Genomic DNA, 24,979 nt, shown 5'->3' with positions numbered 1-24,979 from the left:
TACATTATACCAATAGATAAGTTTATGGAAACTGCTGAGCAAATCAAAGAAGTTGTACGTCAGAAATACAGCGCGATTGCCGAACAACCGTACGACGGCCCGGTCGATACCAATGGCTGTTGTGGCCCCACATCTTGCTGTGGGCCATCCAGCCAGGGGCCTGAGATGGTCGCCAATGTGGCTATTGATATGACCGTGGGGTATGACGAGTTGAAAGGCTATGTAGCCGAAGCTGATTTAGGATTGGGCTGTGGTTTACCTACTCAGTTTGCACAGATCAAACCCGGCGATGTAGTAGTAGACTTGGGATCGGGTGCGGGGAATGATTGCTTTGTGGCTCGTGCCGAAACCGGCGAAACGGGCCGAGTAATCGGCCTGGACATGACTCCCGCCATGATTGACCGTGCCCGCAAGAATGCAAAGGCACTGGGTTTCACGAATGTCGAATTTGTTTATGGTGACATTGAGGACATGCCATTGCCGAACAATCTAGCGAATGTGGTCGTAAGCAATTGTGTTATGAACCTGGTGCCCGACAAGCAGAAAGCCGTTGCTGAAACCTTCCGCATTTTAATACCGGGTGGTCATTTCAGCATCTCCGATATCGTGCTGAAAGGTGAGCTGCCCGCAGGCTTGCAACTGGATGCGGAACTCTATGTGGGTTGCGTTTCTGGCGCCATCCAGAAGAGTGAGTATTTGAAACTCGTGCAGGAGAGCGGTTTTACGAACATCGTTGTACAGAAAGAGCGAGAAATCGTTTTGCCGGATGATGTACTGAGAAACTATCTGTCAGCCGAAGAGATCGCCGATTATCGCCAGCAAGACAAAGGCAGTCCAGCCTGGGGTATTTATAGCGTCACCGTTTTTGCTCAAAAGCCCGAAGGAGAAGCCAAAGCAGCATGCTGCCCTCCCGGTTGCTGTAACTAAATCTCAAACACAAAACAGCCATGAAAAATATATTAGTGCTTTGCACTGGCAATTCTGCTCGTTCGCAGATGGCCCAAGGTTATCTGCAATATTTCGCCAATAGGTCGGGCCACGGAGATCAGGTGCAGGTTTATAGTGCTGGGGTTGCTCCCCACGGCGTAAATCCCCTGGCCATTCAGGTAATGAATGAGGATGGTATTGACATTTCACATCATACGTCGAACCATGCCGACGAATATCTGCATATCTCCTTCGATTACGTCATTACCGTGTGCGACAATGCCCGTGAACAGTGTCCAATTTTCCCATCGAGCGCGGAAAAGATTCACCACAGCTTTCCCGATCCGGGGCACACTCCAGGTGAAGACGCATTGACCTCCTTCCGGCGAGTGCGTGATTTAATTAAACCGTACAGTCAGGAATTTATCACCAGTCGATTGGGTGAATCCAAAACACAATAGCTATGGACATACACATTACAGCTGCCCAACCAGCCGATAGAGCGGCCGTCATTTCTCTGCTAGAGCAAGAGCAGTTACTAACCGAAGATTTGCCAACCGGCCTTCCTGATTTTGTCATCGCCAAAGAAGAAAGCAATTTAATTGGCGTGGCTGGTCTGGAACGCTTCGGCCCGGTAGGTCTACTACGTTCGGTGGTGGTTGACCCACAGTATCAGGGGAAACAGATTGCCGCCCAATTGGTCGGTCGATTGCTGGAAACTGCCCAGGCATCCAACCTGAAAGAAGTGTATCTTATCACCACGACTGCCGACCGCTATTTTGAGCGGTACGGCTTTCAACCCGTCAACCGTCAGGAAGTGCCTGCCGTTATTCAAAAGACGCAGCAATTCAGCAACTTATGTCCATCATCGGCCATTGTTATGAAGCGCGCACTAAGTCAAAGCCCCGCATGAGTGCCCCTCGCCTATCGTTTCTCGACCGCTTTTTAACCTTATGGATTTTCCTGGCCATGCTAATCGGAGTGGGTATTGGCTACCTTTTTCCGCAGTCGCAGCATTTCATTAATCAGTTTAATTCTGGTTCAACCAACGTACCACTCGCCATTGGTCTGGTGCTGATGATGTATCCCCCTTTGGCGAAGGTGCGCTATGATGAGCTGCCCAAGGTGTTTGCCAACACCAAAATACTTGGGCTTTCACTCGTGCAAAACTGGATCGTCGGCCCGCTACTCATGTTTGGTTTGGCCGTGATTTTTCTGCCCGACAAACCCGAATACATGACCGGTCTCATCATGATTGGCATTGCCCGCTGCATTGCGATGGTTATTGTCTGGAATGATTTGGCGGGCGGTGATCGGCTCTACGCTGCCGGCCTAGTGGCCTTCAACAGCATTTTTCAAGTACTGTTCTACTCGGTCTATGCCTGGCTGTTTATCACCGTATTACCGCCCTTGTTTGGACTACATGGCTATGAAGTAAGTGTTACTATCGGGGAAGTGGCCAAAAGCGTATTCATCTATTTAGGTATTCCCTTTTTGGCAGGGCTTTTCTCCCGAGTAATCCTAACCCGGTTATTCAGTCAGAGATGGTTTGAGCAAACGTTTTTACCCGCCATTAGTCCCCTTACGCTCATCGCCTTACTGTTTACGATTGTGGTCATGTTCAGTTTGAAGGGCCAACTCATCGTATCCATTCCGCTCGATGTACTGCGCATAGCCGTTCCACTGACGGTATACTTTGCTATCATGTTCTTTTCGGCCTTCTACCTCTCGAAACGGGCCGGTGCTGATTATGCTAAATCCACGTCGCTCGCCTTTACCGCAGCGGGGAATAATTTCGAGCTGGGCATTGCAGTTGCCATTGCCGTTTTTGGCATCAACTCGGGGGCCGCTTTGGCTGCTGTAGTGGGGCCACTAATCGAAGTACCAGTACTGATCCTGATGGTCAATTTTGCGCTGAAACAACAAAGCAAATTTGCTCCCTACCACAAAAAAACTCCCCAAAATCACGCCTGAGTAAATACTGGTCCGTGCTATAACTTTGTCTTGAATAATCTGTCGGAGTCAATTTGAATACCTAGGTAGCAAAATCTATTTTAGTCTTTGTTTGACAATGGGTGAAGGAAGGTAAGCCGCCACGGCTTATTTATGTCCGTTCGTGGCCGCGTCAAATACGCGGCAAAAGTTCCCCCCACCGATTTTACCAATTTCCTCTTTTGTGAAACCGGTTTTTAGTAGAGAATCCACAACGGTGTATAGAAATCCAGTCTGCTGATCGGCCCAGGCTTTGTTGGTTCGTTCACCGACGCGCTCACGATTCTGCCCTCCCCCCGGACCATTCTGTCCGTTGTTGTTCGGTGGGCCGCCGGGCCCCGAACCCGCATTGGGAGAACGGTAGGACGGAGTTAGTTTGGTATCGGTACCGATACAGACGTGATCAACACCGATGACATCGACCATGGCCCGAATATTCTGAGCGTAGTCCATTGGCGTATCGGCCAGGTGCGTCCAGACACCAATGAGTCCACCGGCATCAGCTATAATTTTCGCCTGTTCTTTACTGATGAGTCGAGGCCGCATCATCTTGGCCATCATAGCGTTACCACCCAATTGCGTATCCAGACCCGTGTGCGAACTAACAACTGGCTTTGTGGTTACCTTCAGAGCCGCATTGACCGTGTCATTACTGGCGTGCGTCAGATCGACCAGAATGCCCAACCGATTGCATTCTCGGATCACATCGGCCCCAAACGCAGTAAGCGCACCCCATTGGGGTGTTTTGGTGTAGATATCGCCCAGCGGTACCGACGCGTCGTTATCGTGCAGCAGACCAAGCTGCCGCAGCCCCCGATCATAGGCTTCCTTTACCCGCTCCAGTTTACCCTCCAGAAAATGTCCGCCCTCTACCGACTGGATGACGGTTGGCTGGCGTTTTTTATGGGCGGCTTGCAGATCGGCCAGATTCAGCGACCGCTTGATATTATTAGTTGCCAACGCCTTATCCATCACTGTCATGGCATTTTTAAACCGCTCATAGGCGTCGCCCGGATTGATTAATGGCTGGTAGTCGACGGCAAACGTCATGCAGATGGCTGACAGACCAGATTTTTTCATTTCACCCGCCAGATCAATGGCTGGCCCCGGCAGTTCGGCAGCAATGTTCGGTACGTCAATGTGGTTATGGGTATCAACGCCAATGATGCTGGCGACGATGGCCGCTACAGCTGGGTCAGGCTCATCGATAGCCCAGGCGAATAACGGATTGAGCATGAACGCTGTACCAGCACCGGTCATTGTTGCTACGAACGTCCGCCGGGAATAGAATTGTTTAGGATTTTTCATCGTTTTTTCCACAGTTTTATGAAGGTGGACTCCCTGGAGATTGCGTCAGGCACCGCTTTAACTACACAGTCATATACACTATGAATCTTTAGCAGAATGGGTGCGATTACTTTCTGGTAATAGCTGCAATTTTATGTACGCTATCTGGCAAGCAGGCAATCCAACTGGTTGAAACAGGGATCGGGCTAAGTGAATGCCCATTTTTTGGGGTTAAGTACCCAAAGCAGTTCGCTTTCTGAACCGATTTGATAAGCTCAATTTTATCAATGAACCTCAATTTAAGCAATCAATTCTCGTCGCTGAGGGATTTATTTTTCTTCACCTTAGCTCCGTTCAGACTACCAAATTTATAGCTGAATGTGGCCCGAACACTGGAATTATAAATGTATTGCCGAAAGTCCTGGTTAAACTGGGCTGAGTTCAGCACCGATGTAAAACCCATACCTCGAGTCAGGAAGTTCTCCGCTACGATGCCGATGCTGCCCCGTTTGTTGGTAAAGCTTTTCCGGGCCCCAAGCGAGTACTGAGCAAAACCAATTCGATAGCCTTGCAGGGCAATATCCTTACCCCGATAACCGATGTTGGCCTGCAATACCCACCCTTTATCGAACTGCATTTGCGTATCCATGCGCCCGCCCCAACGAAAGCCCTGATTGCTGATCGTGGTCGACAGACCATTAATATCTAAAGCCAGTCCCTGAATAAAGCGGTACATAATATCCAGGTTGGCATTTACGCTCCACCGGGGTGTAATGTTGATCGTCGCAAATAAATTCGTGCCATAATTGTATTCCTTACCCAGGTTGGTCACCCGCGTTACAACGGCACCCACTAACGTATCCGATCGCTGACTAATCGACTGAATATCATCCGTATTCAGTCGAGTGTAGAGCGAGAAATTCAGGTACGTTTTCTTTACCTGCGTACTGTAGCCGATTTCAATCCGATCAACGGTTTCAGGCTTTAGATACGGGTTCCCGACACGAATGTTGAGCGGGTTGGCCGTGTTGAAGTTGGGATTCAGGTCATCGATAAACGGTCGGCGGATACGGCGCGTATAGCCAAATTTGAGGCTGCTGCTCTCCCCCACTTTTTTGCCGATATTGATGCTGGGCAATAAGCGCCCATAATTGGGAATCGAAATATCGGTTGGTACGCCCGTACTCCCGCCAGTCTGCGCCTGAATACTGGTGTATTCATAACGAAAACCGGGCTTAATAACGACTCCACCGGGCAAGGTAAACGTGGTAGACAGGTAGGCCGCTGCAATGTTCTGGTCGTAATTAAGTAAACCCGACGGACGGCTGGGATCAACGGCATAGTCAGATGTGGGTCCTGCCAGCAGGTAGTTATAGTCACTGGTTACCCGACGAATCGTATTTTTAGCTCCGAACTCTACCTGGAGCAGTTTGCTGACCGGAGTCTGGTAATCGGCCTGAAGAATAAATTCCTGATTGGTGGCATCGTTCAGGTTTTGTTGCCGGGTTTTGATCAGCCCCAGCGCATCCAGATTGTTAGCCCCGAAATTATTGGTCAAATTACTCCGGCTATACTGTGTTGAAAAGCTTAACTCTTTCGATGAGCCCTCATAGGTATGCAGATAGTCGATGTTAACGTCGATTGAATTGGATAGATTCTGCGTGTTCACATCCCGCTTAGAGGGCGTAGCTATCTGTTCGCTGGAGAGTGTGTTGGTTAGTTGATGTTGATCCATGCTTAAATTCCGGATACCTAACCGAACTCCCCCCGTTAGGGATTGATTTTTCGCCAGATCATAATCCAGCCCTAACGCATATTGAGCAAAGGTGCCTTTGTCGAAAGCGTCGATCCGTTGATGAGTCTGAACGGGAGTTGCCCCGGCTGCCAGAAACGTCGTTTGATCCAGATCAGATGCCGATGGGTTATAAATGACACGACCATTACCATTGAGATTCAAGCCTAACTTTCCTTTTCGGAAACTGCCATTTAGGCCCAGCGTTGAATTGCGGTTACCCGTCCCCCCATCAACGTCGAGATGTAATCCCTGAAGCGTGTTCTTCTTGGTGATAATGTTAATAATTCCCCCGCTACCCTCAGCGTCGTATTTCGCCGATGGTGAAGTAATGACCTCCACCGTTTTGATCAAGTCGGCCGGAATTTGCCGGAGCGCATCAGCCAGATTCCCGGCCAGAATGGACGAGGGTTTATTGTTGATCAGCACCCGCACGCTGGTACTCCCCTGCAACGAGACGTTCCCCGTTGGATCGACCGATAACATCGGTACTTTTTTCAGAATGTCAGTGGCATCGCCCCCTTTAGCCGCCACATCATTATCAGCATTATAAATCAGCCGATCCACTTTATCCTCCACCAGTGCTTTCTTGCCTGCTACGGTTACTTCACCCAATGTACGCGTACTGGCGCTGAGTCGAATAACGCCAATATCTTTTGTTTGGCCCTTGCTTAAAACAATATTGTCAACAGTCTTGGATGTATACCCCAAAAATGAAATCAGTAGTTTGTAGGAGCCGGGGGCTAATTTGGTGAGGGTGAATTTCCCTTTTTCATCGGCCACTGCGCCATCAACTAATTTACCGCTAGTCGTTTCATACAAAGCCACGTTGGCAAATTCAACCGCTTTGGTCATGGTTGAATCAATGGCATAGCCCGTAATTTTGGCATTCCCTTTTGCTGAAGCGTCCCCAATTGCCGCAGGAGCTGATTGGCCCGATTGAGCCGGAACCGGTTGTGAAGGAGATCCGGTTGGTGTTTGGGCCAACGTGATACCCGTAGTCAATAAAAAAAGAAGACCCGTAGTTTTGAGCGACATAATGAGGAAATAATCAAGTAAAGTTTTCATTCGTAATAGGCCTTGGTTGCCTGTTAGTAACTCATTTTTTGTCATTCCGACGCCAGGATGAATCTCAAGTTTCATACAAGTCAAGCTTGAGATTCATCCTGGCGTCGGAATGACAAAAAACGCCAACTGCTATATGGAAAAGCGTAGATTACAGTGTATCTGACTACTTAATAAACTGACCTTTTTCGTCAAAAATCAGGTCTTTGCCACCCACTTCTGCTTCGTAGGTTTTTTTACCCTTCGCATCGACGATTTCGGCCGCTTCCTTAATTTTCTTACCCGCATGGTGTTTGGCTACATATGCCCGAACCGATGCAGGCAGGGCCGATTCAGTGATGGTCGTTTCGGTTTCGAGTAGATTACCCTTGGCATCAATCACCAGCGACAACTCCTTTCCGTTATGAGTCAGTCCCGCTTCATAATTTCCATCTTCTTTCTCCCATTTCACGGATTTAACTCCCGGATACAATCGGGCAACAGTAGCCCTGGCAGCCGCTGGCACATCAATCGTAAATATAGTTATAGCAGGCGTTGCCTTAACTATGTAGTTCGTTAGAGCAACTGAGGCAACGTGTGCCGACGTGAATATAACCAGGCCGCTTATCAATAATGTGTACATCGTTTCTACTAGTTATGTTTACGGATCAAACGTACGGCTCGATTCTAAAGCAATTTTGAAGTTGCAGCAGCCTGTTGCTATTCCTCAAAAATCAACCTGAAACATGTGCCGACGCATTGATGACGCGTAATCGTATTTCACCCTCATCCTGTATTGCCCCGCAATTTCCTTCACCAGGGCTAATCCAAGACCGGTAGACTGAGGCAGTGCCTGGTTACGAACAAACCGCCGAAAAAGTTGATCCTCCGGAAAGGGCAATGGATCGCCTTCGTTAGTGATGATAAAGCTGTTACTGCCCACCTGAACGAAAATAGAACTGCCCGCATCGCCGTGCCGGACGGCGTTTTTGATCAAATTAGAAAAAAGGACTTCGGCTAATTGCCGATTCATTGGTCTGACTGGCCCTTCTTTAATCATCCGGTTAATGGTTATGTCCCGGTGGGCCACATAATCCGCATAGTTGTCGATCAGTTGATTGACCAATTCGCTGATATTTACCGAATCATTGTGGGCAAACTGCTGATTATCAATTTTGGCCAGCAACAGCAACGATTGGTTCATGGCCGAGAGCCGCCTGATTTCCTGTTGCGATCGCTGAATCCGATTCAGGTCGGCTTCGTCTAAGCCTTCCGACTGTTGCAGGAGATCCAATCAGCGACGGTTCATCTTCAATCAGCAAAATTTTCATGGTCAGGCCTCTTTGGCTTTTTTTCCAAAGTACTGGCCCAAAACTGAATACATTTTGAAGTTGGGCTCATGCCCCAATCTGTATGACATCGTCAATCAGCTTCAGATTCTCTATAGTTTTCTACAGTTCCTTTACATCACTTATTCCCGAAATACCCCACCCTTTCGGCTTCTAATACGTAATGGCTAGAGAATACTCCCTATGAATAACCGAATGATCAATCCTAACAGACGACTCAATACTTCATTTCCCAGTTGGCTACTGAGCTGCTGGCTTATGCTGCTTCCCGTAATGGCAGCCGTTGGGCAACCGCTAAACACTGTTTTCCAGCGGGCCTCCTGGGACAGCATTCCTGCTCAGCCAACTACTTTCCGATGGGTAGCTCCGACTGTATTGATTCCCCTTGGGTTAGCCCTATTACCCGACTATCCAAACAGTAATTTCGACCGCTTTTATGTCCGAAGTCAGATTCAGGATAAAATCCATTTTCGTACCCACGCCGACGATTTCCTACAATATGGGCCAGCTACTGCCTGGGCGGGGTTGAGTCTGGCAGGCGTAAAAGGTCGCTCCCAACCCCTTGATCGGGTGCTTATCGGTGTGCTTGCTTACGGGATTAGTACAGGCATTGTGCTGGGACTGAAACACAGCACGAATGAGCTTCGGCCAGATGGTTCCAATTACCTCTCCTTTCCATCGGGACATACCGCCAATGCCTTTACCGGAGCGAGTTTGCTGGATCGGGAATTTAGGGGAGTCAGTCCCTGGATTCCGATTGGCGGCTACGCCATGGCCACCTCGACTGGAGTCTTACGAATGACCAATGATAAACACTGGATATCGGACGTCCTGGTTGGGGCGGGCATTGGGTTGCTCTCTACCGAAGTAGCGTATCGGGTCTATCCGTGGCTGAAGCGCAAATTGGGTCGGCACAAACCGACTGTCCATTAACTTATTTTCTTACGGGCGATGTAGCCTGGATTTTATTTCGCGATGGCTGAGCATCATTGGAGCTAATTCTTGCGTAATGGTATTGGGGTTTACTCGAACAAGAATTTACCTGTAAAACGAAGACTAATGCAGCAACGCGTCTTGTTAATGGTCATGCTACTGTCTTTTTGCAGGATTGGCTTTTCTCAACCTACCAACGACTGGCATCTTGAAAAAGATAAAGATGGCATTCGGGTTGTCGAGTGGTTCGCTACCTGGGAGGTACGCCCACAAGCGGATAAGCAGTTACTGATCGATTATCAATGTCACGTTAATCCTGGTGGAAGCCTACCTACCTGGCTTGTTAATTTAACGGCCGCCAATGGACCCTACGATTCCTTTAAATTGTTGAGAAAAACGGTACAGGAAGCACGCTATCAAGGGCATAGGTACAGTTTTTTAAACGAATAAGATAACCTCGACTTCACCAAACCTATCCGGCATTTCTTACTGCTATTCGTTTTAGCTCTTTATTGGTCAATCTAACTAGATACAGGAGAGTATTTTTCCTGCTGGAATTTACAGCGTAGCCGTCGGTAATCTTGGATCAACTGGATACGAGTCAATCCGAACAACGCGACATGCCGCCCGTAACGGATGCAATGGGTCTAGCAGCACATTGCGCGATGGCGATAGCGGAACTACTACAGATGGTAAAGCCAGACACAACGTATTGTGTTGTCGAAACTGCGCATCCGCAAATTGGGGCAACCCCATTGGCGCTATGTATGGGTGGTTCCAGCCAATCGGTAGTTGGTGCGCTTCCAGCCACACAATTGACTCGTCAGGAATTTCGATTTCGCAGAGAATCAGTGGGGGCAGATCGGCCAGGGGCGTTCCCTCTAAATGAACCATGTATTCCAGAAAACCCAGTTCGGGCGTTGTGGCTGTATACACCAATGGTCGCCCGCGGACGTTCCAGCGACCACCATGCAACTGTGCACCTATGCCATCTAAAATGGTATCCCGATGACTATCCGTCTGTACTCGATATAAGGTCGTCGGCATTAGCTAAACACACCGTATTCAATGCGGCCCAGAATATCTTCCACCAGTTGAACGCCCGTCGAGCTGTCCAGCAAATCTAAGGGTGGTCGATCATTCAGAAGTCGAAGGGGTCGACGAAGCCAGCGTGTAAACTTGCCTTTATCCTGAAAAACAGTGGTCCCATACGTAGCTAGTCGGGCCAGCAATAATAGTCGCTCGGATGTTGCGGCATCAAGTTGTTGAAGTTTAACCTGCCGGTGAAAGGTCGCTACCGATTGATTTAACAAGCGGGCCATTTCTTTATCAGTAACACTAAGCAATCCTGCCACTCGACTCGTTTCTACACCTGACAACCCCTGCCGTGATCGATCAATAAGTTGAAGAGGTGTGAGTGACCCAGTCGTGTATATACCTGCTGCGGGTGCTTGCGTCGCCATAAGTAGAGAATCATTTGATTGCAATATAACACGCATTTGCAACGAATCGTTACAGAGGTAAGATTTATCCGCACGGTATGTCCATTGCAATCACTTACTCTGTCGATAAATCACCTACAAATTCGCACAGATAGTTAATCGGTTTTGCAACAGGTTAATGATTATCTCCGTATTAGCTGGTAAAGCGTCTTTACCCCAAAACATGGTTCATCTCTTTTATGTGTAAGATGACTGTTTAAGATCCATTAGGTACAATCAGAAATGCCAGATCAGCTTGATCTGGCGTTTTTAACACTTGACTTCCCGAACTTACTAATGGTGCAACCTTGAAACCAGAAATTCACTCATTTATACACTCACAACCAATCGCTTATGACCACCTTCACGCACATTTGCCGGTATATTAACCAACAGTTTACTCTACCAATTTCGGGCATCAAATCGTATCACTGCCTACAAACCGATTTAGGCCTAAACGACATAGAGGTAACCGAAGTAGTTGTTTTCCTGGAATTACTATATGGATTAACCTTGCCCGATGAGCATCTTACACCTGCCCTCTCGGTGAAGCAACTTTGTACCCTCATAGAGCAACATAAGGATTATCCACAGGCCGATTCCGCATTTTTGATTTATCGAAATCCCCGACACGTATTCGCCAAAGTTGGTTAAGGCCGGGAAGCAATCCTGTGAAATCCTGCTCTATTTTTCGTCAAAAGAATGGTATTCAGCCTGCCTGTCCTTCAGCACTATTTGCTTACCAAACACGGCATTCTTCCAGAACGTGTTGACTGGAGCGCACGGTTACGGCAGGATTTGCGACTAACAGATGCCGATGTTCTGCGCTTGTTAAACGACATAATAAGTTTAAGAAATGTGTCAATTTCAGTGAATACCACACGTCATCTGACCGACGTATTTGACCTGATGGTTTTTGTGTTACTCCGCTCCATGGAAGAGTTGACCTGTCTATCCGATTTCGATCTGAATAATCAAAGTCTAATGGCTTCAGATTTCCCTCAGTTTTCTGTACTAGCTTGTCGGATGAAAGCGCATTCCATTTGCCGTTTTGGCAATAAATTGGAGAACGACTTATGAAACTCTAGGACATTCTGATGGTAGGTATCATTTTTATCAGGTCTACTGGTAATACTCGACTGAAATAATGTGGTGGATTTATGCATTACTCTCGGCCTTGTTTGCCGCACTGACAGCCATTCTGGCAAAAGTGGGTATCAAAGGCGTCAATACCGATCTGGCAACGGCCATTCGAACGGTGGTCATTCTGTTTGTTGCCTGGGGGCTGGTGTTCTGGCGGGGAGGTATCGATACATTGCCCACACTCAGTCGACAGAATTGGTTGTTTCTGATTTTATCTGGTATAGCTACTGGGCTGTCCTGGATATTTTATTTTAAAGCGCTTCAACTGGGCAAGGTCTCACAGGTGGCACCAGTCGATAAACTGAGTGTGGCCATTGCTATCATTCTATCGGTTGTGTTTCTGGGCGAAGTACTTACCTGGAAAGCCGCCCTTGGAGCGGTATTAATTATCGGTGGAACGCTGGTGCTCATTCTGTAAAGTGGCCGGAAGCTGCAACTACCTGCTGGCCAATTCTTATTTCCGTTTGTACCAGTAAATTGCCTGCAAGCTAGCATCGGGATTTTCACTGGTCGTGTAATAGCCCGATCCATCAATTGCCCAGCCAACGGCTTCTCCCTGTGGTTCACTGGCTAATGGGATCATTCGGGGCGTCCGTTTGAGCGCATCAGCAACGGACTCTCCCGCTCGGCGGGGGTAGTAAAACAAGTAGTCGTAGGTGCGAATCAAAATTTCCCGATTGTCCGGTGAAATTCCCGCCGAAGTCACCTTGTCGAAAGGCATCACCAGCAGACGGGTCATCATGATCGTCTGCGTCAACGACTGAGGGTATTTGGCCTGATACAATTCCGACTCATCGCCTTTCGAGAGGATGTATACGTCTTTCGTAGTTGGGTCAATCAGGATAGCTTCGGCATTTTGTGGACCATCAGGGAGCGTCAATCGAATGACATCAGCCTTGGTTATTGTACCCGCATAAGGTAATGTCTGGCCGGAAATGGCAGGTTCTGGAAAACGATAAATGATCTTTTCGGGATAACGTCGTTTGTTATCCCCAATTTCAGCCAGATATATGTAGGTTTCGCCCGCCACAGGGCCCGGTCCAACGGCTATATCTTCCCAGTCGCGGTTGATGGCTCTGTCAATGGTAAATCGAGCTGCTACACTTCCGTCCGGCCGCACTAGCTGAATCTGATTGGGATTTCCCGAATCCTCTTCCGTCCACAGAAAACCCGGATTCCGGCGGCTGGGTGCCAACCCCGACGCTTCAACCAGAGCGGGGTCGGTCAGCTTACCGATTTGTTTTGGCTGGTCAAATAGCGTCGTGTCACGTACGATATCATTGGCAGAATAATTTACCCAGGGCAATGAGTCTGACGGAGCAGTCGTACTGGTTTCAGTTGTTGATCTGCCCGTTTGATGACAGGAGTTCAGCAAGGCCAAGAACAGCACAGAGGATAGGAGGATATAGTTCATAAAACGGGCTAAAAATACTCCCCGATCATTTAATTACCACCATAGTCGCTTATTCTATCGCGCCAAACGGAGTGTGGGTGCACCGTGCCGGGAATATCACGACTGGCTTGCCCCGAATACTCAATCCAAACCCGCGGGCCGTCGATCCGCACGTAATCGCCGGGCTGGCTCATAGTACCGCTGCCTGAAAAGGCGATGTACGTATTGTCGAGATCGGTCGTGTACTGGGTCAATGTAGTAGCAACCATAGCTGGCTCTAAATCGTTGACGTAAAGTTTTATAGCGTTCAGTACGAGCTTTTTCTGCGCGGCACTCAACTCACCCACCTTGATACCCTGCTTGGTGTTGGGAAACTGACCATCCACTCCGGGTCCAAGCAAAACATCCCGAAACGTGCCCGATAACTTGGCCGTAGTCTGCTCGCTGGGACTCAGGCTACCCAGCATGTTGGCGAAGGCCTGCCGCTCCTGTTCCATTGATTGATGAGTACGCCCATTGATCGTGACAGGAGCGATTGGTTCAACACCCCGGAAAGAAGGCGTTAAACCAATCGCTTTGCCCTCTTTATAGGTGTTCGCAACGGCGAAATGGTGTCCGCCAAACTGCAATTCCCACAGATCTTTGGTGCTGGGTGTTCCCAGAAACGCCAGATAATAATTGCCCTGATTAAATGTGCTGGTTTTATTAATAAGCTTACCCAGATATTCGTCGGCAGCCAGATTGCCTTCCAGTTCATCGAACCCCTCGTTAGGTATAGTCTGCGCCATTGCCGCTGCCAGCAGGGTTTTAGCGGCTTTAAGCTGGGCTTCACTGAGCGATCCCAACCGAATGCCCACCCTCCGGGGACGTTCAGAAAATTCGGGAAAGTTGGACCATTTGACCGCATCGGTTTTTGAGTAAGGCCGCTGCACCGAGGCTATCTGATCGGACGTGAGGGTAGCTTTGAACGCTTCGGCCAGACAAACCACGCGTTCCACCCCTTTCGCCGATGCGCAGTCGGCTGTTAAGAGCAGGGCCTGGCGACTGATCTCCGGCGCTTGCCAGGAAGTCCGAAACTGGCGTTGACCAATAAAAATGGCAGGCAACATCAGCAGCCCAACACCAAATAAAAATGAAGGATATTTCATGGTGTTCATTTTTGAATGAGGATTACTTATGAAGGTGTTTGATGAGTAATTAGGCTCTAGCCGTTTATTTACCAAGCCAGGCTTTAAAATCAGTGACCCGATCGCCACTGACAAAGACTTCGTGCCGGGATATCGGCTCCAGATCAAGTTTGAGTTTACCGCTTGAATCGGTATGGATGGTTTTGATGGCATCAAACGTAATCAGATACGCTCTATTAATTCGAAAAAACTGGTTGGGATCAAGCAGGGTTGCCAGTTTTTCCAGACTGTACTCAACCGAAATGGGTCGGCCGTCGTGCGTTTGCAACCAGGTTGACTTTTCGTCGTAAAAGAAATAGGCAATCTGGTCGGTCTGAATACTTTGAATTTTCGTACCGATCGTCACCATGAACCGGTCTTTATAGACCGACGATGGTAGCCGAAGTGACTGAATTAAGGCATCCACATTGGCTGACGAGACCGCTTTATTGGCCAGGTGAACCCGCTTGAATTTATCCAAAGCAGCGCCTAATTCATCGGTGTCGATGGGTTTGAGCAGGTAGTCGATGCTGTTGGCTTTGAACGCCTGGAGCGTGTATTGATCGTAAGCCGTCGTGAAAATGATGGGCAACTCAAGCTGCGTCTCCTCAATAATCCGAAACGCACTATCATCTTCCAGGTGAATATCCATGAAGATCAAATCTGGTAGCTCAGCCTGATGCTCATTAAACCAGCGAAGGGCTTTAGTCACGGATGGCAACTTCGCCAGCACCTGAATGGTTGGATCATACTCGGATAGCATCTTTTCTAATCGCCTGACACTAAGCGATTCATCTTCAATAATGACGACGTTCATGAGAGTAGTGGAATTTTAACGACAAAAAATCCATCCTGTTCGGTGGCCTCAACGGCTTTGTCGGTCAATAGTCGGTACCGATTTTTAATATTTTGGAGTCCCATGCCTGTCGACCGCTGCGGAGTAGGTCGTAATAGAATGGGATTTGAGACGATCAAATACTCCCCTTCAACATAAATTAAGACCGTCAGAGGTTGCTCACTAGACATCTGGTTATGCTTCACCACATTTTCGAGCAGCAATTGAAGCGTTAAAGGTGCAATCGAATACCGGTTGGCCTGTTCATCGGTCACAGTCTGCATCACTTTTAGTTTTTCATCGAAGCGAATATTCAATAGAAACGTATAGGAATCTAAAAACTCCAGTTCCGTTTTCAACGCAACCAACTCGGTATCAGGATGCTCCAATACGTACCGAAATGCTTTGGACAATCGAGATATAAACTGAACCGACAACTTCTGATCAATTTCTACCAGCGACGACAAAATATTGAGGCTATTAAAGAGAAAATGGGGATTCACCTGGTTTTTCAGCGCCAGCATCTGCGCCTGTGCCGCTTCCCGTTTGAGTTGCTCCCCATTGACCCGTAATTCCTGAAGTTGTTTATAGCCCCGCCGGTTAGCAGCCAGATAAAACGCCGACAGCAAAGTGATCACGACCAGTCCGTTATTTAGCTTATCGCGCCGATGACGGTCATTGCCACGAAAATCATGCCCATGAGGGCCGTTGCCACGAGGGCCATGACCGTGAGGATCGTCTCCACGAGGGCCGTTTCCCGGAAAGTTGTGATGGTTTTGGAACGGTGGTTCGCCGTTACGGCCTATCAGTTCTGTGCCATCATGATTCAAGGCCCAGTCCAGCCGTCGCCACAAGGCACCATACCCAATGTTAAAAACAACGGCTAATAGCCCCGCTATCAGTAAAGTAAGCAATTGAGCGGGCAATTTGAATTCCACCAGAAAACCCGTTCGAAAGGAGCCCACAAACCGTTGTTCGATCCACTCCGTGACGCTCAGCCAAAACGTAAAATAAAGCACCGTCACCACCAGTTCGATCAGCCAGAGAAGCCAATTTTTCTGAATGATATCCCAATCTAAGTGATCCAGGCTTACATACTGACGGATAGGCCAGTAGATGGCAAAGACACTAAGCGCCAGCCGGATTTTTTGATTGAAGGATAAAAACTGAGCGTTGAGGGTATCCATACTGTACGATGATGACAACTGAGGGCAGAAGAAAGTACAAACTAAGCTTAAGAGCGAGGTCGTCCGCCACCAGCGGGAGCGGCCTGTTGTTGCTGGTTGTCGTTACCACCTCCTTCTCCGCCTTTCACATCGTCATTATTGATCGATTTCTTCTGTTTTGAATCGACAAACTTCATCTTGCCAAGTTTGTAAGTAAAGGTCAACCGTACACCCGCATTGTAAAAACTATTGATACTCGACTGACTCAGAATGGATGAACTGGATTCGGAGCGAACCGTAAAGGGGTGATTGAAGAAATTCTCCGCAACTAAGCCAATGCTGCCTTTTTTCTGGGCGATGTCCTTCTTGAAACCCAGATTATAGAACGCAAACGAACCCTGATAGCCCTGCAACTGAATGCGTCGGCCCATCATACCGCCCCCCCCCCTGAAGGCCCCAGCCGTTGCCGATGGTGTAGTTCCCAAATAATCGTCCGCCCACTACCCAGCCCGAATTCGAGGCCGAATAAATTGGATTGGCGTTGTTGTTGGTCAGATTCACGTGCATCAAATCCAGGCCACCATTAAGCTGTAATTTCGACGACAGGTTGATGTTGCCAAACAAATTTAGTCCATAGGTATCTTCATAGCCTACGTTCTGATAGGTAGTGCGAATGGCCGTTTGCGTTACATTGTTCACTAGCACCGATGCGGTATCGCGCACACTTGTGATTTCATTGTTGGTGCGTCGGGCAAACAGAGCGGCCGTCAAATAAACCGACTTAATAGGCATCGACAGGCTCAACTCGACGTTGTCGGTCAGCTCAGGCGAAAGGTACGGGTTACCCTGACTAATGTTGGTAGGATTGGAGGAATTGATGTTGGGGTTCAGGAACTGGATACCCGGCCGCTGAATTCGGCGATTATAGGCCAGCTTCAGCATTTTGTTGCCTTTCAACGATTTCGAGATATTGATACTCGGCACCAGATTTCCGTAGTTGGAAAGCGAAATAGGTGTACCTGTCTGTTCCGAACCGAACCGGGCGTTCAGGATCGTATATTCATAGCGAGCGCCCGCTTTAAGGGTGTATTTCTTGGGCAACGATGCGGTTAATGAGGCATAGGCACCTATGATATCCTGCTCGTAGTTCAGTGAGTTGTTCGATCGGGTATTGTCTACGGCGTAGTCGCCTGTTGCGCCCTGAGCTAGAAAATAGGTATAGTCGCTGTTTACCTGACGCATAATTCCTTTACCGCCAAATTCCAGAAGTTGTTTCTGTCCGATGGGCGTCTGGTAATCAATCTGAAGCGTCGACTCCCGGTTGGTGCTGGGGTTATCGTTGCGCTGCCGCGAAAGAATTGTTTGCATATCGGTTGTGCTCAGCAAGTCGGCGGTAAAGTTGTTTTGCCGGTTGTTTTGACTGAAGAGACCTAAGATGCTCAGTTCCTGTTGCGGTTTGTACGTTTTGGTATAGGTTACGTTGGCATCGATTGTTCCATTGATGTCCTTCGTTACCACATTGCGATCACTGAGAAGTGGGGCAGTAACACCAGGCAGATAGGTGGTGGTTAACAAGCCATTCTGGGTTGCATTGCCGTTCCGGGCTCCGTACCGAATGCTGGCCGTGAGCGATGTGTTTTTGTCGATGGTGTAATCCCAGCCTAATTGATAGTTACCAAATAGCCGTTCGGTGAGTGTACTGGCATTCTGAATGGTAGTCTGATCGCCAGCAGCCGTTTTCGTTGTCTGGGTATTCTGAAAATCGCCTTTCACGTTGTATTCAGCCCGACCAAAACCACTCAGGGAGAAACCCATTTTACCCGTTCGGTAGTTGGCATTCAGACCCAGCATCGAGCCTCGGTTGCCCACACCACTGTTCACATCGAGCGTCAGGCCCTGCAGCGTCGTCTTCTTGGTCACGATATTGATAATTCCACCCGACCCTTCGGCATCATATTTAGCCGAAGGGCTAGTGATCACTTCCACACTTTTGATCATGTCGGCCGGAATCTGTTTCAGGGCGTCGGCTACACTGGCCGCTACAATGGTGCTGGGCTTGTTGTTGATCAACACCTGAATGTTGCTACTGCCACGTAGGGTAAGATTTCCATCCAGATCGACGGTCAGCATCGGTACTTTCCGCATCACATCAGAGGCATCGCCCCCTCGGGTAGTCACGTCTTTTTCAGCATTATACACCAGCCGATCTACCTTCTCTTCAAACATAGCCGCCTGCCCCGTTACGGTAGCTTCGGCGAGTGTCTGAACATCCGGTGGTAAGTTCACAACGCCCACGTTGATGTCAGAGCCTTTTGCAATCGTGATTGGAGCCGACGTGCGATTTTTGTACCCGATAAAAGAATACTGAAGTCTATAGGTACCGGGGGCCAATCGCGTAAGCGTGAACCGCCCTTTATCATCGGCAGTGGTGCCATCGACAGGCTTTTTAGTCTGCACATTGATCAGCGCAATGGTTGCATATTCGACGGGCTTATTGGTGGTCGAATCCATTAGTATACCCGCTAGTTTACCATTGCCTTTCGGTTTGGTATCGGTATCGGTGCCAGGGATAAATGTTTTCTCCTGTTTCTGACCGAACCCATCATTACCTGGCCCGCCGGGTCGACCGCCAGGGCCACCGGGACCGAACTGAGCCACAGCCGTACCGGAAATAAAGAACAAAAGGAATATATATTTCATACGATTCATCTGCCGTGGCAGGTTGTTTAATGACAGGGCGAAATTGCCAGCCATCACCTGGGCCAGAAAATGAATCTTACTGAATGCCCGATTTAAGCGGGTAGATCAACCATTTTGAGGAGTGAAAATACGTAAACACAATTCACTAATAAAGTCGAAAAATCGGCAGCGTTATTGCCACAACTTTATTTATCAAACAGTTTTTCTTTATCGATAAACGCAATAAAGCCACCACCCTTTTTTAGATAAATTGCTTAGGTTTGTAAATTTGGGAAAATTATCAAACCTTCTTGAAATAAAGGTTCATTCATGAGCACATATAACGAGTATCAAAAGCAGATTATAGAAAGAGAAGCTCAGGGGCTTCATCCATTGCCGATTGACGGGGCTGAGTTGATGTACGAGGTCATTGAACAGATCAAAGATGGAGATCATGAGCACCGAGAAGATTCCCTCAACTTCTTTATTTATAATGTGTTACCGGGAACCACAAATGCGGCTCGTGTAAAGGCGAAGTTTTTGAAGGAAATTATTCTTGGTGAGTCTATCGTAAACGAAATCCCACCTGCCTTTGCTTTTGATCAATTATCTCACATGAAGGGAGGTCCTTCTATTGAGGTTCTACTGGATTTAGCCCTGGGCGAGGATGAGACGATTGCAAAAAACGCTGCAGAAGTACTCAAAACACAGGTTTTTCTGTACGAAGCGGACACCGACCGTTTAGCGAATGCGTATAAAAACGGCAACCCAATCGCCAAAGATATTCTCGAAAGTTATGCGCAGGCAGAGTTCTATACCAAGTTGCCGGACATCCCTGAAGAGATTGACCTAGTAACGTTCGTTGCTGGTATCGGTGATATTTCTACCGACTTGCTGTCTCCGGGAAGTGATGCGCACTCCCGCTCAGACCGTGAGCTTCATGGCCAGTGTATGTTTGAGCACAATAAAGCTCAACAGGCAGCCCTGAAGGCGCTGAAAGAACAATATCCTGACAAGCGGGTTATGCTGGTTGCCGAAAAAGGCACCATGGGTGTAGGTTCTTCGCGGATGTCGGGGGTGAACAACGTGGCTCTGTGGATTGGTAAGTCGGCCAGCCCTTTCGTACCGTTCGTTAACATTGCTCCGGTAGTAGCAGGAACCAACGGTATCTCGCCGATCTTTTTGACTACCGTTGGTGTAACGGGTGGTATTGGCTTAGACCTTAAAAACTGGGTTAAAAAGTTAGATGAGAATGGCAAGCTGGTAGTTGATGCCGACGGTCAGCCCGTTTTAGAGCAAACCTATTCGGTGGACACCGGGACTTTTCTTACCGTTAATACAAAGACCAAAAAGCTGTATAAAGATGGGCAGGAGGTAATGGATGTTAGTTCAGCCTTCACTCCTCAGAAGATCGAATTCATGAAAGCCGGTGGGTCTTACTCCATCGAATTTGGCAAAAAACTACAGACGTTTGCCGCTAAAACCCTTGGCATCACGGCTCCTCTGGTATTTGCCCCATCCAAAGAAATTTCTCATCCAGGACAAGGCCTTACTGCAGTAGAGAAAATTTTCAATAGAAACGCAGTTGGAACCTCCGGTGCTACGTTACATGCAGGTTCTTATGTTCGTGTAAAGGTAAATATTGTTGGCTCTCAGGATACGACAGGCCTGATGACGGCTCAGGAGTTGGAGTCGATGGCGGCAACGATAATTTCTCCAATCGTAGATGCCGGTTATCAATCAGGTTGTCACACCGCATCGGTTTGGGATAGTAAATCGCAGCAGAACATTCCCAAGCTGATGAGTTTTATGAATGACTTCGGTCTGATTACGGCTCGGGACCCAAAAGGTGTCTATCATGCGATGACCGATGTAATTCACAAGGTTCTGAATGACATCACGATAGATGATTGGGCTATCATTATTGGTGGCGACTCCCATACCCGGATGTCTAAAGGCGTTGCGTTCGGTGCCGACTCCGGTACGGTTGCGCTGGCATTGGCCACGGGCGAATCATCTATGCCTATTCCTGAATCGGTTAAAGTGACGTTCAAAGGCAAAATGCAGGATCACCTGGATTTCCGTGATGTAGTGCATGCTACCCAAATCCAGATGTTAAAGGAGTTTAAAGGGGAAAATGTATTCCAGGGACGGATTATAGAAGTACATATCGGAACCTTGCTTTCTGATCAGGCCTTCACCTTCACAGACTGGACGGCAGAAATGAAAGCCAAAGCAGCAATCTGTATTTCCCAGCCTGAAACCCTCATCGAATCATTAGAGATCGCGAAAGACCGCATTAAGATCATGATCGAAAAGGGCATGGATAATGAGAAGCAGGTACTGCAAGGCTTAATCAATAAAGCGAATCAACGGATCGAGGAAATCAGATCAGGCGACAAGCCGCCATTAGCACCTGATGAGAACGCTAAGTATTACGCAGAATTCGTGGTCGATCTGGATGCTATCAACGAGCCAATGATTGCCGACCCTGACGTAAATAACGTGGATGCCTCAAAACGCTACACGCACGATACCATTCGTGACCTAACGTATTACGACGGCGAAAAGCATGTTGACCTTGGTTTTGTTGGCTCCTGCATGGTCCATAAAGGCGATATCAAGATCGTTGCCAAGATGCTGAAAAACCTGGAGGAACAATCTGGAAAAGTTGAGTTCCAGGCTCCTTTAGTAGTGGCATCCCCTACTTATAATATCATCGCTGAACTCAAGGAAGAAGGCGATTGGGAGGTGTTGGAAAAGTATTCTGGTTTTGAATTTGACGATGCTGCTCCTAAAACTGCCGCTCGTACCAAATACGAAAACATTCTGTATCTGGAGCGCCCTGGTTGTAACCTGTGTATGGGTAACCAGGAAAAAGCAGAGCAGGGCGATACCGTAATGGCTACCTCTACTCGTCTGTTCCAGGGGCGTGTGGTGAAAGATTCAGATCGTAAGAAAGGAGAGTCATTATTGGCCTCTACCCCAGTGGTTGTTCTTTCGGCCATTCTGGGCAGAACTCCTACCATTGAGGAATATAAAGCGGCTGTTAAAGGGATTAAGCTAACTCAGTTTTCACCGCCTATCCAAAAAATGACGACGAGCCCTTCACCGGCCCATCAGCTTAATTTTTAGATTTCTCAACCAGTTAGCCTGTTCACTAATAGGGTGTTTAGATCAGTTAGAGTCCAACTGATCTAAACACCCTATTAGTGAACAGGCTAACTGGTTGTACAGGCATAACCATCCATTTCTTTCATATAACAGGCGAGTTGCTTAACAAAAGCGTCAGTAAACAGGGGCTGTTGTTTGTTCTTTAACGTGGCGGCATACCAGGTCCGAAGAATGCGTTTCTCGGTAATGCGCACAGTAGCTAATTGCCCCGATTGCACATAAGGCCGAACTACCCAGGTTGGCATAACAGCTACCCCCAGGTCTGCTTTGACCATCTCCAGAATCGCTTCGGTCAACGTGATTTTATACACTTTGGCTGGACGACAATTTTTGAAGATCATCATGAAATTGTCGCTCTCTTCGTCAGGAATATTATACATGATATAACTCTGACTGGCAAACTCGCTCAACTCAACCCAACTACGATCAGCCCAGGGATGATCAGGAGCCACAATCGCCACAAACTCATCCTGAAATAGTGGGGTATACAGAAACTTGGGATTGTCATCTCCTTCAGTGATTGCCACATCGATTTTGTTCGTTAACAAATGCTTAACAGCATCCTGCGTGGCAGCCTCCAACTCAACCTTAATATCTACTTTCGGATAAATTAACTGGAACTCCCGCAAAAAACCAGCCAGCCAGTGGTACGATGTGTAACATTGGGTACAAAGTCGGATCTCGCCAGCCTCCTCATCAATCAGCGTTCGAACTTTAGCCCGTGTTTCGGCTACTTCCTGAAGAATCTTCTCGGCTGCCTGTAAAACAATTGTCCCCGCCTGCGTCAGACGCATCTGCTTCTTGTCGCGAATAAAAAGCTGTGTATTAAAGTAACCCTCAACTTCTTTTAGCTGATGGCTCAGGGCCGACTGCGTCAAGAATAACTGATCGGCGGCTCTGGTCAGGTTTCCTGTGTTGGCTACCTCTTTCACCATTTGAAGATGTCGGATTTCCATGATGAATTTTATTCATGATTTCAACAAAAATAATTCGCTTTACTAATAATCCAAAAGGAATCAACTTTGCCCAAGACAATTAAACATAAATGAACACGCAAGATGAAACTACTAAAACATTCGCTCAGGGTTATAGCCAATCTAGGGTTGATACTGTTAAGCCTGACTAGCCAGGCACAGTCTACCGATCAGGAACCCATTGGATGGTCAGAAGAAAAACCGTTTGAGTTAGGCACTTACATGGGTGCCAATCGAACCGTTAATGTGATATTGCTGGTTAAACAAGTCAATGGTATTACACTCAAGATTAAGAACACGGATGAGTTGACCCTTCATGAGCTATTTATGAAAAGATCGCCGAGAGCTTACCATTGGAAGTTGAACTTTGAGGGCAGCAAATCAGGCACTTATAAACTGGAGATCAGCGATGGGCAAACAACCATTATTCGCCGGATTGAGGTAGTTGATGTGCCATCCATCGAGGCCCAGCGCTACATTACCTTTAGTTCGCCCTTGGTTCCGTAACGCCTGAACGTTGATCCTACTTATACTCATTATTTGCAGAAATCATGAATCAGAACAACTTGAAAGCCGCTAGTCCATTTTTGGTTGCTGTTGCCTTTGCGATCGTTTATGTTGTCTGGGGCTCTACCTATTTCTTTATCCAGATGGCTATTCAGGCCATACCGCCCTTGCTTATGGGTGCTATTCGTTTTCTGACCGCAGGGGCTTTATTGCTTGGCTGGTCGCTCATAAAAGGGGAACGGATTTTCATAAAAAGCAGCTTGGTTACCTCCGCCGTCGTAGGCTTCTTACTGCTGGTAGTCGGTAATGGCGTCGTTATCTGGGCGGAACAAACGCTTCCTAGCGCCTTGGTTGCCATCTTGGTATCCTCGGCTCCGATCTGGTTTGTGTTACTTGATAGGCCAAACTGGAACACTACATTCCGTAGTAAATCAACATTGGCGGGGCTGGCTGTCGGCTTTATTGGTGTGCTCCTTTTATTTGGGGAACAGTTAAGCGGGATGCTGGCAGAAAACGCAGACCGATCAAAAATTATCGGAATGCTGTTGCTCGTTGTTGGCGCAATTTCCTGGTCGTCAGGGTCGCTTTATTCAAAACACAACCCTTCCGAAGGTTCGTCAACCGTAAATGTAGCCTGGCAAATGGTCATCGCCGGACTGGTGTTTCTGCCCGCTAGCCTGTTGACTCACGAATTTGAGCAGGTCCGTTGGTCGCAAATCTCAACGCAGTCCTGGCTGGCCCTGGTTTATCTTATTTTGTTTGGGTCGATCATTGCCTACAGCGCCTACGTTTGGCTATTGCAGGTACGCCCGGCCACGCAAGTCAGTACGTATGCCTATGTGAATCCCGTGATCGCTGTTATTCTGGGAATTGTGTTCGCTCATGAAAGCATCTCACTCCTCCAGATCATTGGACTGGTTGTTATTTTAGGCAGTGTTTTATTGATTAATCTGTCCAAATACCGTACTGGACATTCAAATGCTCCACTGGATCATCAACGATTAGCGGATAAGCCTTCTAAACACGCTTCAATTAGTTCATCAGCACTTGAAAATAGGGTATTAGGATTGCCAACGGTGCTAATCTGAGCAGTTTGCCAGTAGTATACCTTCACAGCAATGGCCTATAACAAACGGC

The 24,979-nt window shown here is 47.9% G+C and carries 23 protein-coding genes and 1 pseudogene; 12 read left to right on the top strand and 12 right to left on the bottom strand.

Annotated features, from left to right (window positions below; all coding sequences use genetic code 11):
• Positions 1 to 24 precede the first annotated feature (24 nt).
• From H3H32_RS07370 to arsB, 4 genes are read left to right on the top strand one after another with little or no spacing between them, the layout of a single operon-like run.
• A complete protein-coding gene (locus H3H32_RS07370; protein ID WP_182462089.1) occupies positions 25 to 927 on the top strand; it encodes an arsenite methyltransferase in 903 nt (300 codons plus the stop codon).
• Positions 928 to 947: 20 nt separating this feature from the next.
• Positions 948 to 1,388 (top strand): arsenate reductase ArsC, encoded by a 441-nt coding sequence (locus tag H3H32_RS07365; protein ID WP_182462088.1) that lies wholly within the window; start codon positions 948 to 950, stop codon positions 1,386 to 1,388.
• Between the two features lie 2 nt (positions 1,389 to 1,390).
• Positions 1,391 to 1,840, top strand: coding sequence for an arsenic resistance N-acetyltransferase ArsN2 (arsN2, locus tag H3H32_RS07360; protein ID WP_182462087.1), 450 nt, complete (start codon positions 1,391 to 1,393; stop codon positions 1,838 to 1,840).
• Positions 1,837 to 2,901, top strand: coding sequence for an ACR3 family arsenite efflux transporter (gene arsB / locus H3H32_RS07355; protein ID WP_182462086.1), 1,065 nt, complete (start codon positions 1,837 to 1,839; stop codon positions 2,899 to 2,901). Before arsN2 ends, arsB begins: the two co-directional genes overlap by 4 nt.
• A 126-nt stretch (positions 2,902 to 3,027) precedes the next feature.
• Here arsB and H3H32_RS07350 read toward each other — a convergent pair whose 3' ends face one another.
• The 4 genes from H3H32_RS07350 to H3H32_RS07335 form a co-directional block, all read right to left on the bottom strand.
• A complete protein-coding gene (locus H3H32_RS07350) occupies positions 3,028 to 4,227 on the bottom strand; it encodes a dipeptidase (protein ID WP_182462085.1) in 1,200 nt (399 codons plus the stop codon).
• 286 nt (positions 4,228 to 4,513) lie between these two features.
• Positions 4,514 to 7,066, bottom strand: a complete 2,553-nt coding sequence (locus H3H32_RS07345) for a TonB-dependent receptor (protein ID WP_240543687.1) — start codon at positions 7,064 to 7,066, stop codon at positions 4,514 to 4,516.
• Positions 7,067 to 7,229: 163 nt separating this feature from the next.
• Positions 7,230 to 7,685 (bottom strand): PepSY-like domain-containing protein, encoded by a 456-nt coding sequence (locus tag H3H32_RS07340; protein WP_182462084.1) that lies wholly within the window; start codon positions 7,683 to 7,685, stop codon positions 7,230 to 7,232.
• Between the two features lie 84 nt (positions 7,686 to 7,769).
• The gene (locus H3H32_RS07335; protein ID WP_240543686.1) at positions 7,770 to 8,336 is read right to left on the bottom strand and encodes a sensor histidine kinase; all 567 of its coding nucleotides are present in this window, start codon (positions 8,334 to 8,336) and stop codon (positions 7,770 to 7,772) included.
• Between the two features lie 313 nt (positions 8,337 to 8,649).
• Between H3H32_RS07335 and H3H32_RS07330 the strand changes: the two genes are divergently transcribed.
• Positions 8,650 to 9,324, top strand: coding sequence for a phosphatase PAP2 family protein (locus H3H32_RS07330; RefSeq protein ID WP_240543685.1), 675 nt, complete (start codon positions 8,650 to 8,652; stop codon positions 9,322 to 9,324).
• A 126-nt stretch (positions 9,325 to 9,450) separates the two neighbouring features.
• Positions 9,451 to 9,774: an SRPBCC family protein gene (locus H3H32_RS07325; RefSeq protein ID WP_182462083.1), complete on the top strand. Its 324-nt coding sequence runs from the start codon at positions 9,451 to 9,453 to the stop codon at positions 9,772 to 9,774.
• A 108-nt stretch (positions 9,775 to 9,882) separates the two neighbouring features.
• Here H3H32_RS07325 and H3H32_RS07320 read toward each other — a convergent pair whose 3' ends face one another.
• Together H3H32_RS07320 and H3H32_RS07315 are read right to left on the bottom strand one after the other, a co-directional pair.
• Positions 9,883 to 10,371 carry an RES family NAD+ phosphorylase gene (locus tag H3H32_RS07320; RefSeq protein ID WP_182462082.1) on the bottom strand — a complete coding sequence of 163 codons (489 nt, stop codon included), beginning with the start codon at positions 10,369 to 10,371 and terminating at the stop codon, positions 9,883 to 9,885.
• On the bottom strand, positions 10,371 to 10,787 hold the full coding sequence (locus tag H3H32_RS07315) for an Xre family toxin-antitoxin system antitoxin (protein WP_182462081.1): 417 nt from the start codon (positions 10,785 to 10,787) through the stop codon (positions 10,371 to 10,373). Before H3H32_RS07315 ends, H3H32_RS07320 begins: the two co-directional genes overlap by 1 nt.
• A 372-nt stretch (positions 10,788 to 11,159) precedes the next feature.
• On the opposite strand from H3H32_RS07315, the gene H3H32_RS07310 reads away from it, so the two are divergent.
• The 3 genes from H3H32_RS07310 to H3H32_RS07300 all read left to right on the top strand — a co-directional run bounded on the left by H3H32_RS07310 (position 11,160) and on the right by H3H32_RS07300 (position 12,366).
• The gene (locus H3H32_RS07310; RefSeq protein ID WP_182462080.1) at positions 11,160 to 11,459 is read left to right on the top strand and encodes an acyl carrier protein; all 300 of its coding nucleotides are present in this window, start codon (positions 11,160 to 11,162) and stop codon (positions 11,457 to 11,459) included.
• Positions 11,460 to 11,507: 48 nt separating this feature from the next.
• Entirely contained in the window at positions 11,508 to 11,885 is a 378-nt protein-coding gene (locus tag H3H32_RS07305) for a hypothetical protein (RefSeq protein WP_182462079.1), read from the top strand.
• A 67-nt stretch (positions 11,886 to 11,952) separates the two neighbouring features.
• On the top strand, positions 11,953 to 12,366 hold the full coding sequence (locus tag H3H32_RS07300) for an EamA family transporter (protein WP_182462078.1): 414 nt from the start codon (positions 11,953 to 11,955) through the stop codon (positions 12,364 to 12,366).
• Between the two features lie 36 nt (positions 12,367 to 12,402).
• Here H3H32_RS07300 and H3H32_RS07295 read toward each other — a convergent pair whose 3' ends face one another.
• From H3H32_RS07295 to H3H32_RS07275, 5 genes and pseudogenes are all read right to left on the bottom strand, one after another.
• On the bottom strand, positions 12,403 to 13,362 hold the full coding sequence (locus tag H3H32_RS07295) for a hypothetical protein (protein WP_182462077.1): 960 nt from the start codon (positions 13,360 to 13,362) through the stop codon (positions 12,403 to 12,405).
• A 29-nt stretch (positions 13,363 to 13,391) separates the two neighbouring features.
• Complete coding sequence (locus H3H32_RS07290; RefSeq protein ID WP_240543684.1) at positions 13,392 to 14,489, bottom strand: DUF3500 domain-containing protein; 1,098 nt, start codon at positions 14,487 to 14,489, stop codon at positions 13,392 to 13,394.
• 64 nt (positions 14,490 to 14,553) lie between these two features.
• Positions 14,554 to 15,324, bottom strand: coding sequence for a LytR/AlgR family response regulator transcription factor (locus H3H32_RS07285; protein WP_182462075.1), 771 nt, complete (start codon positions 15,322 to 15,324; stop codon positions 14,554 to 14,556).
• Complete coding sequence (locus H3H32_RS07280; protein WP_182462074.1) at positions 15,321 to 16,529, bottom strand: sensor histidine kinase; 1,209 nt, start codon at positions 16,527 to 16,529, stop codon at positions 15,321 to 15,323. The genes H3H32_RS07285 and H3H32_RS07280 overlap by 4 nt, the downstream gene beginning before the upstream one ends.
• Before the next feature lie 47 nt (positions 16,530 to 16,576).
• A pseudogene (locus H3H32_RS07275) lies at positions 16,577 to 19,208 on the bottom strand (TonB-dependent receptor).
• A gap of 309 nt (positions 19,209 to 19,517) precedes the next feature.
• On the opposite strand from H3H32_RS07275, the gene H3H32_RS07270 reads away from it, so the two are divergent.
• On the top strand, positions 19,518 to 22,322 hold the full coding sequence (locus H3H32_RS07270) for a bifunctional aconitate hydratase 2/2-methylisocitrate dehydratase (protein ID WP_182462073.1): 2,805 nt from the start codon (positions 19,518 to 19,520) through the stop codon (positions 22,320 to 22,322).
• 86 nt (positions 22,323 to 22,408) lie between these two features.
• Here the strand turns inward: H3H32_RS07270 and H3H32_RS07265 are convergent, their stop codons facing one another.
• The gene (locus tag H3H32_RS07265; protein WP_182462072.1) at positions 22,409 to 23,317 is read right to left on the bottom strand and encodes a LysR family transcriptional regulator; all 909 of its coding nucleotides are present in this window, start codon (positions 23,315 to 23,317) and stop codon (positions 22,409 to 22,411) included.
• 102 nt (positions 23,318 to 23,419) lie between these two features.
• Between H3H32_RS07265 and H3H32_RS07260 the strand changes: the two genes are divergently transcribed.
• Both H3H32_RS07260 and H3H32_RS07255 read left to right on the top strand, forming a co-directional pair.
• The gene (locus tag H3H32_RS07260; RefSeq protein WP_182462071.1) at positions 23,420 to 23,842 is read left to right on the top strand and encodes a hypothetical protein; all 423 of its coding nucleotides are present in this window, start codon (positions 23,420 to 23,422) and stop codon (positions 23,840 to 23,842) included.
• A 44-nt stretch (positions 23,843 to 23,886) separates the two neighbouring features.
• Positions 23,887 to 24,930, top strand: a complete 1,044-nt coding sequence (locus tag H3H32_RS07255) for an EamA family transporter (protein ID WP_182462070.1) — start codon at positions 23,887 to 23,889, stop codon at positions 24,928 to 24,930.
• Positions 24,931 to 24,979: the final 49 nt, after the last annotated feature.

The sequence above is a fragment of the Spirosoma foliorum genome (genome assembly GCF_014117325.1).
Lineage (GTDB): Bacteria > Bacteroidota > Bacteroidia > Cytophagales > Spirosomataceae > Spirosoma > Spirosoma foliorum.
Note: the sequence above shows the minus strand (reverse complement) of the source record. Positions and strands in the feature narration are given on the sequence as shown.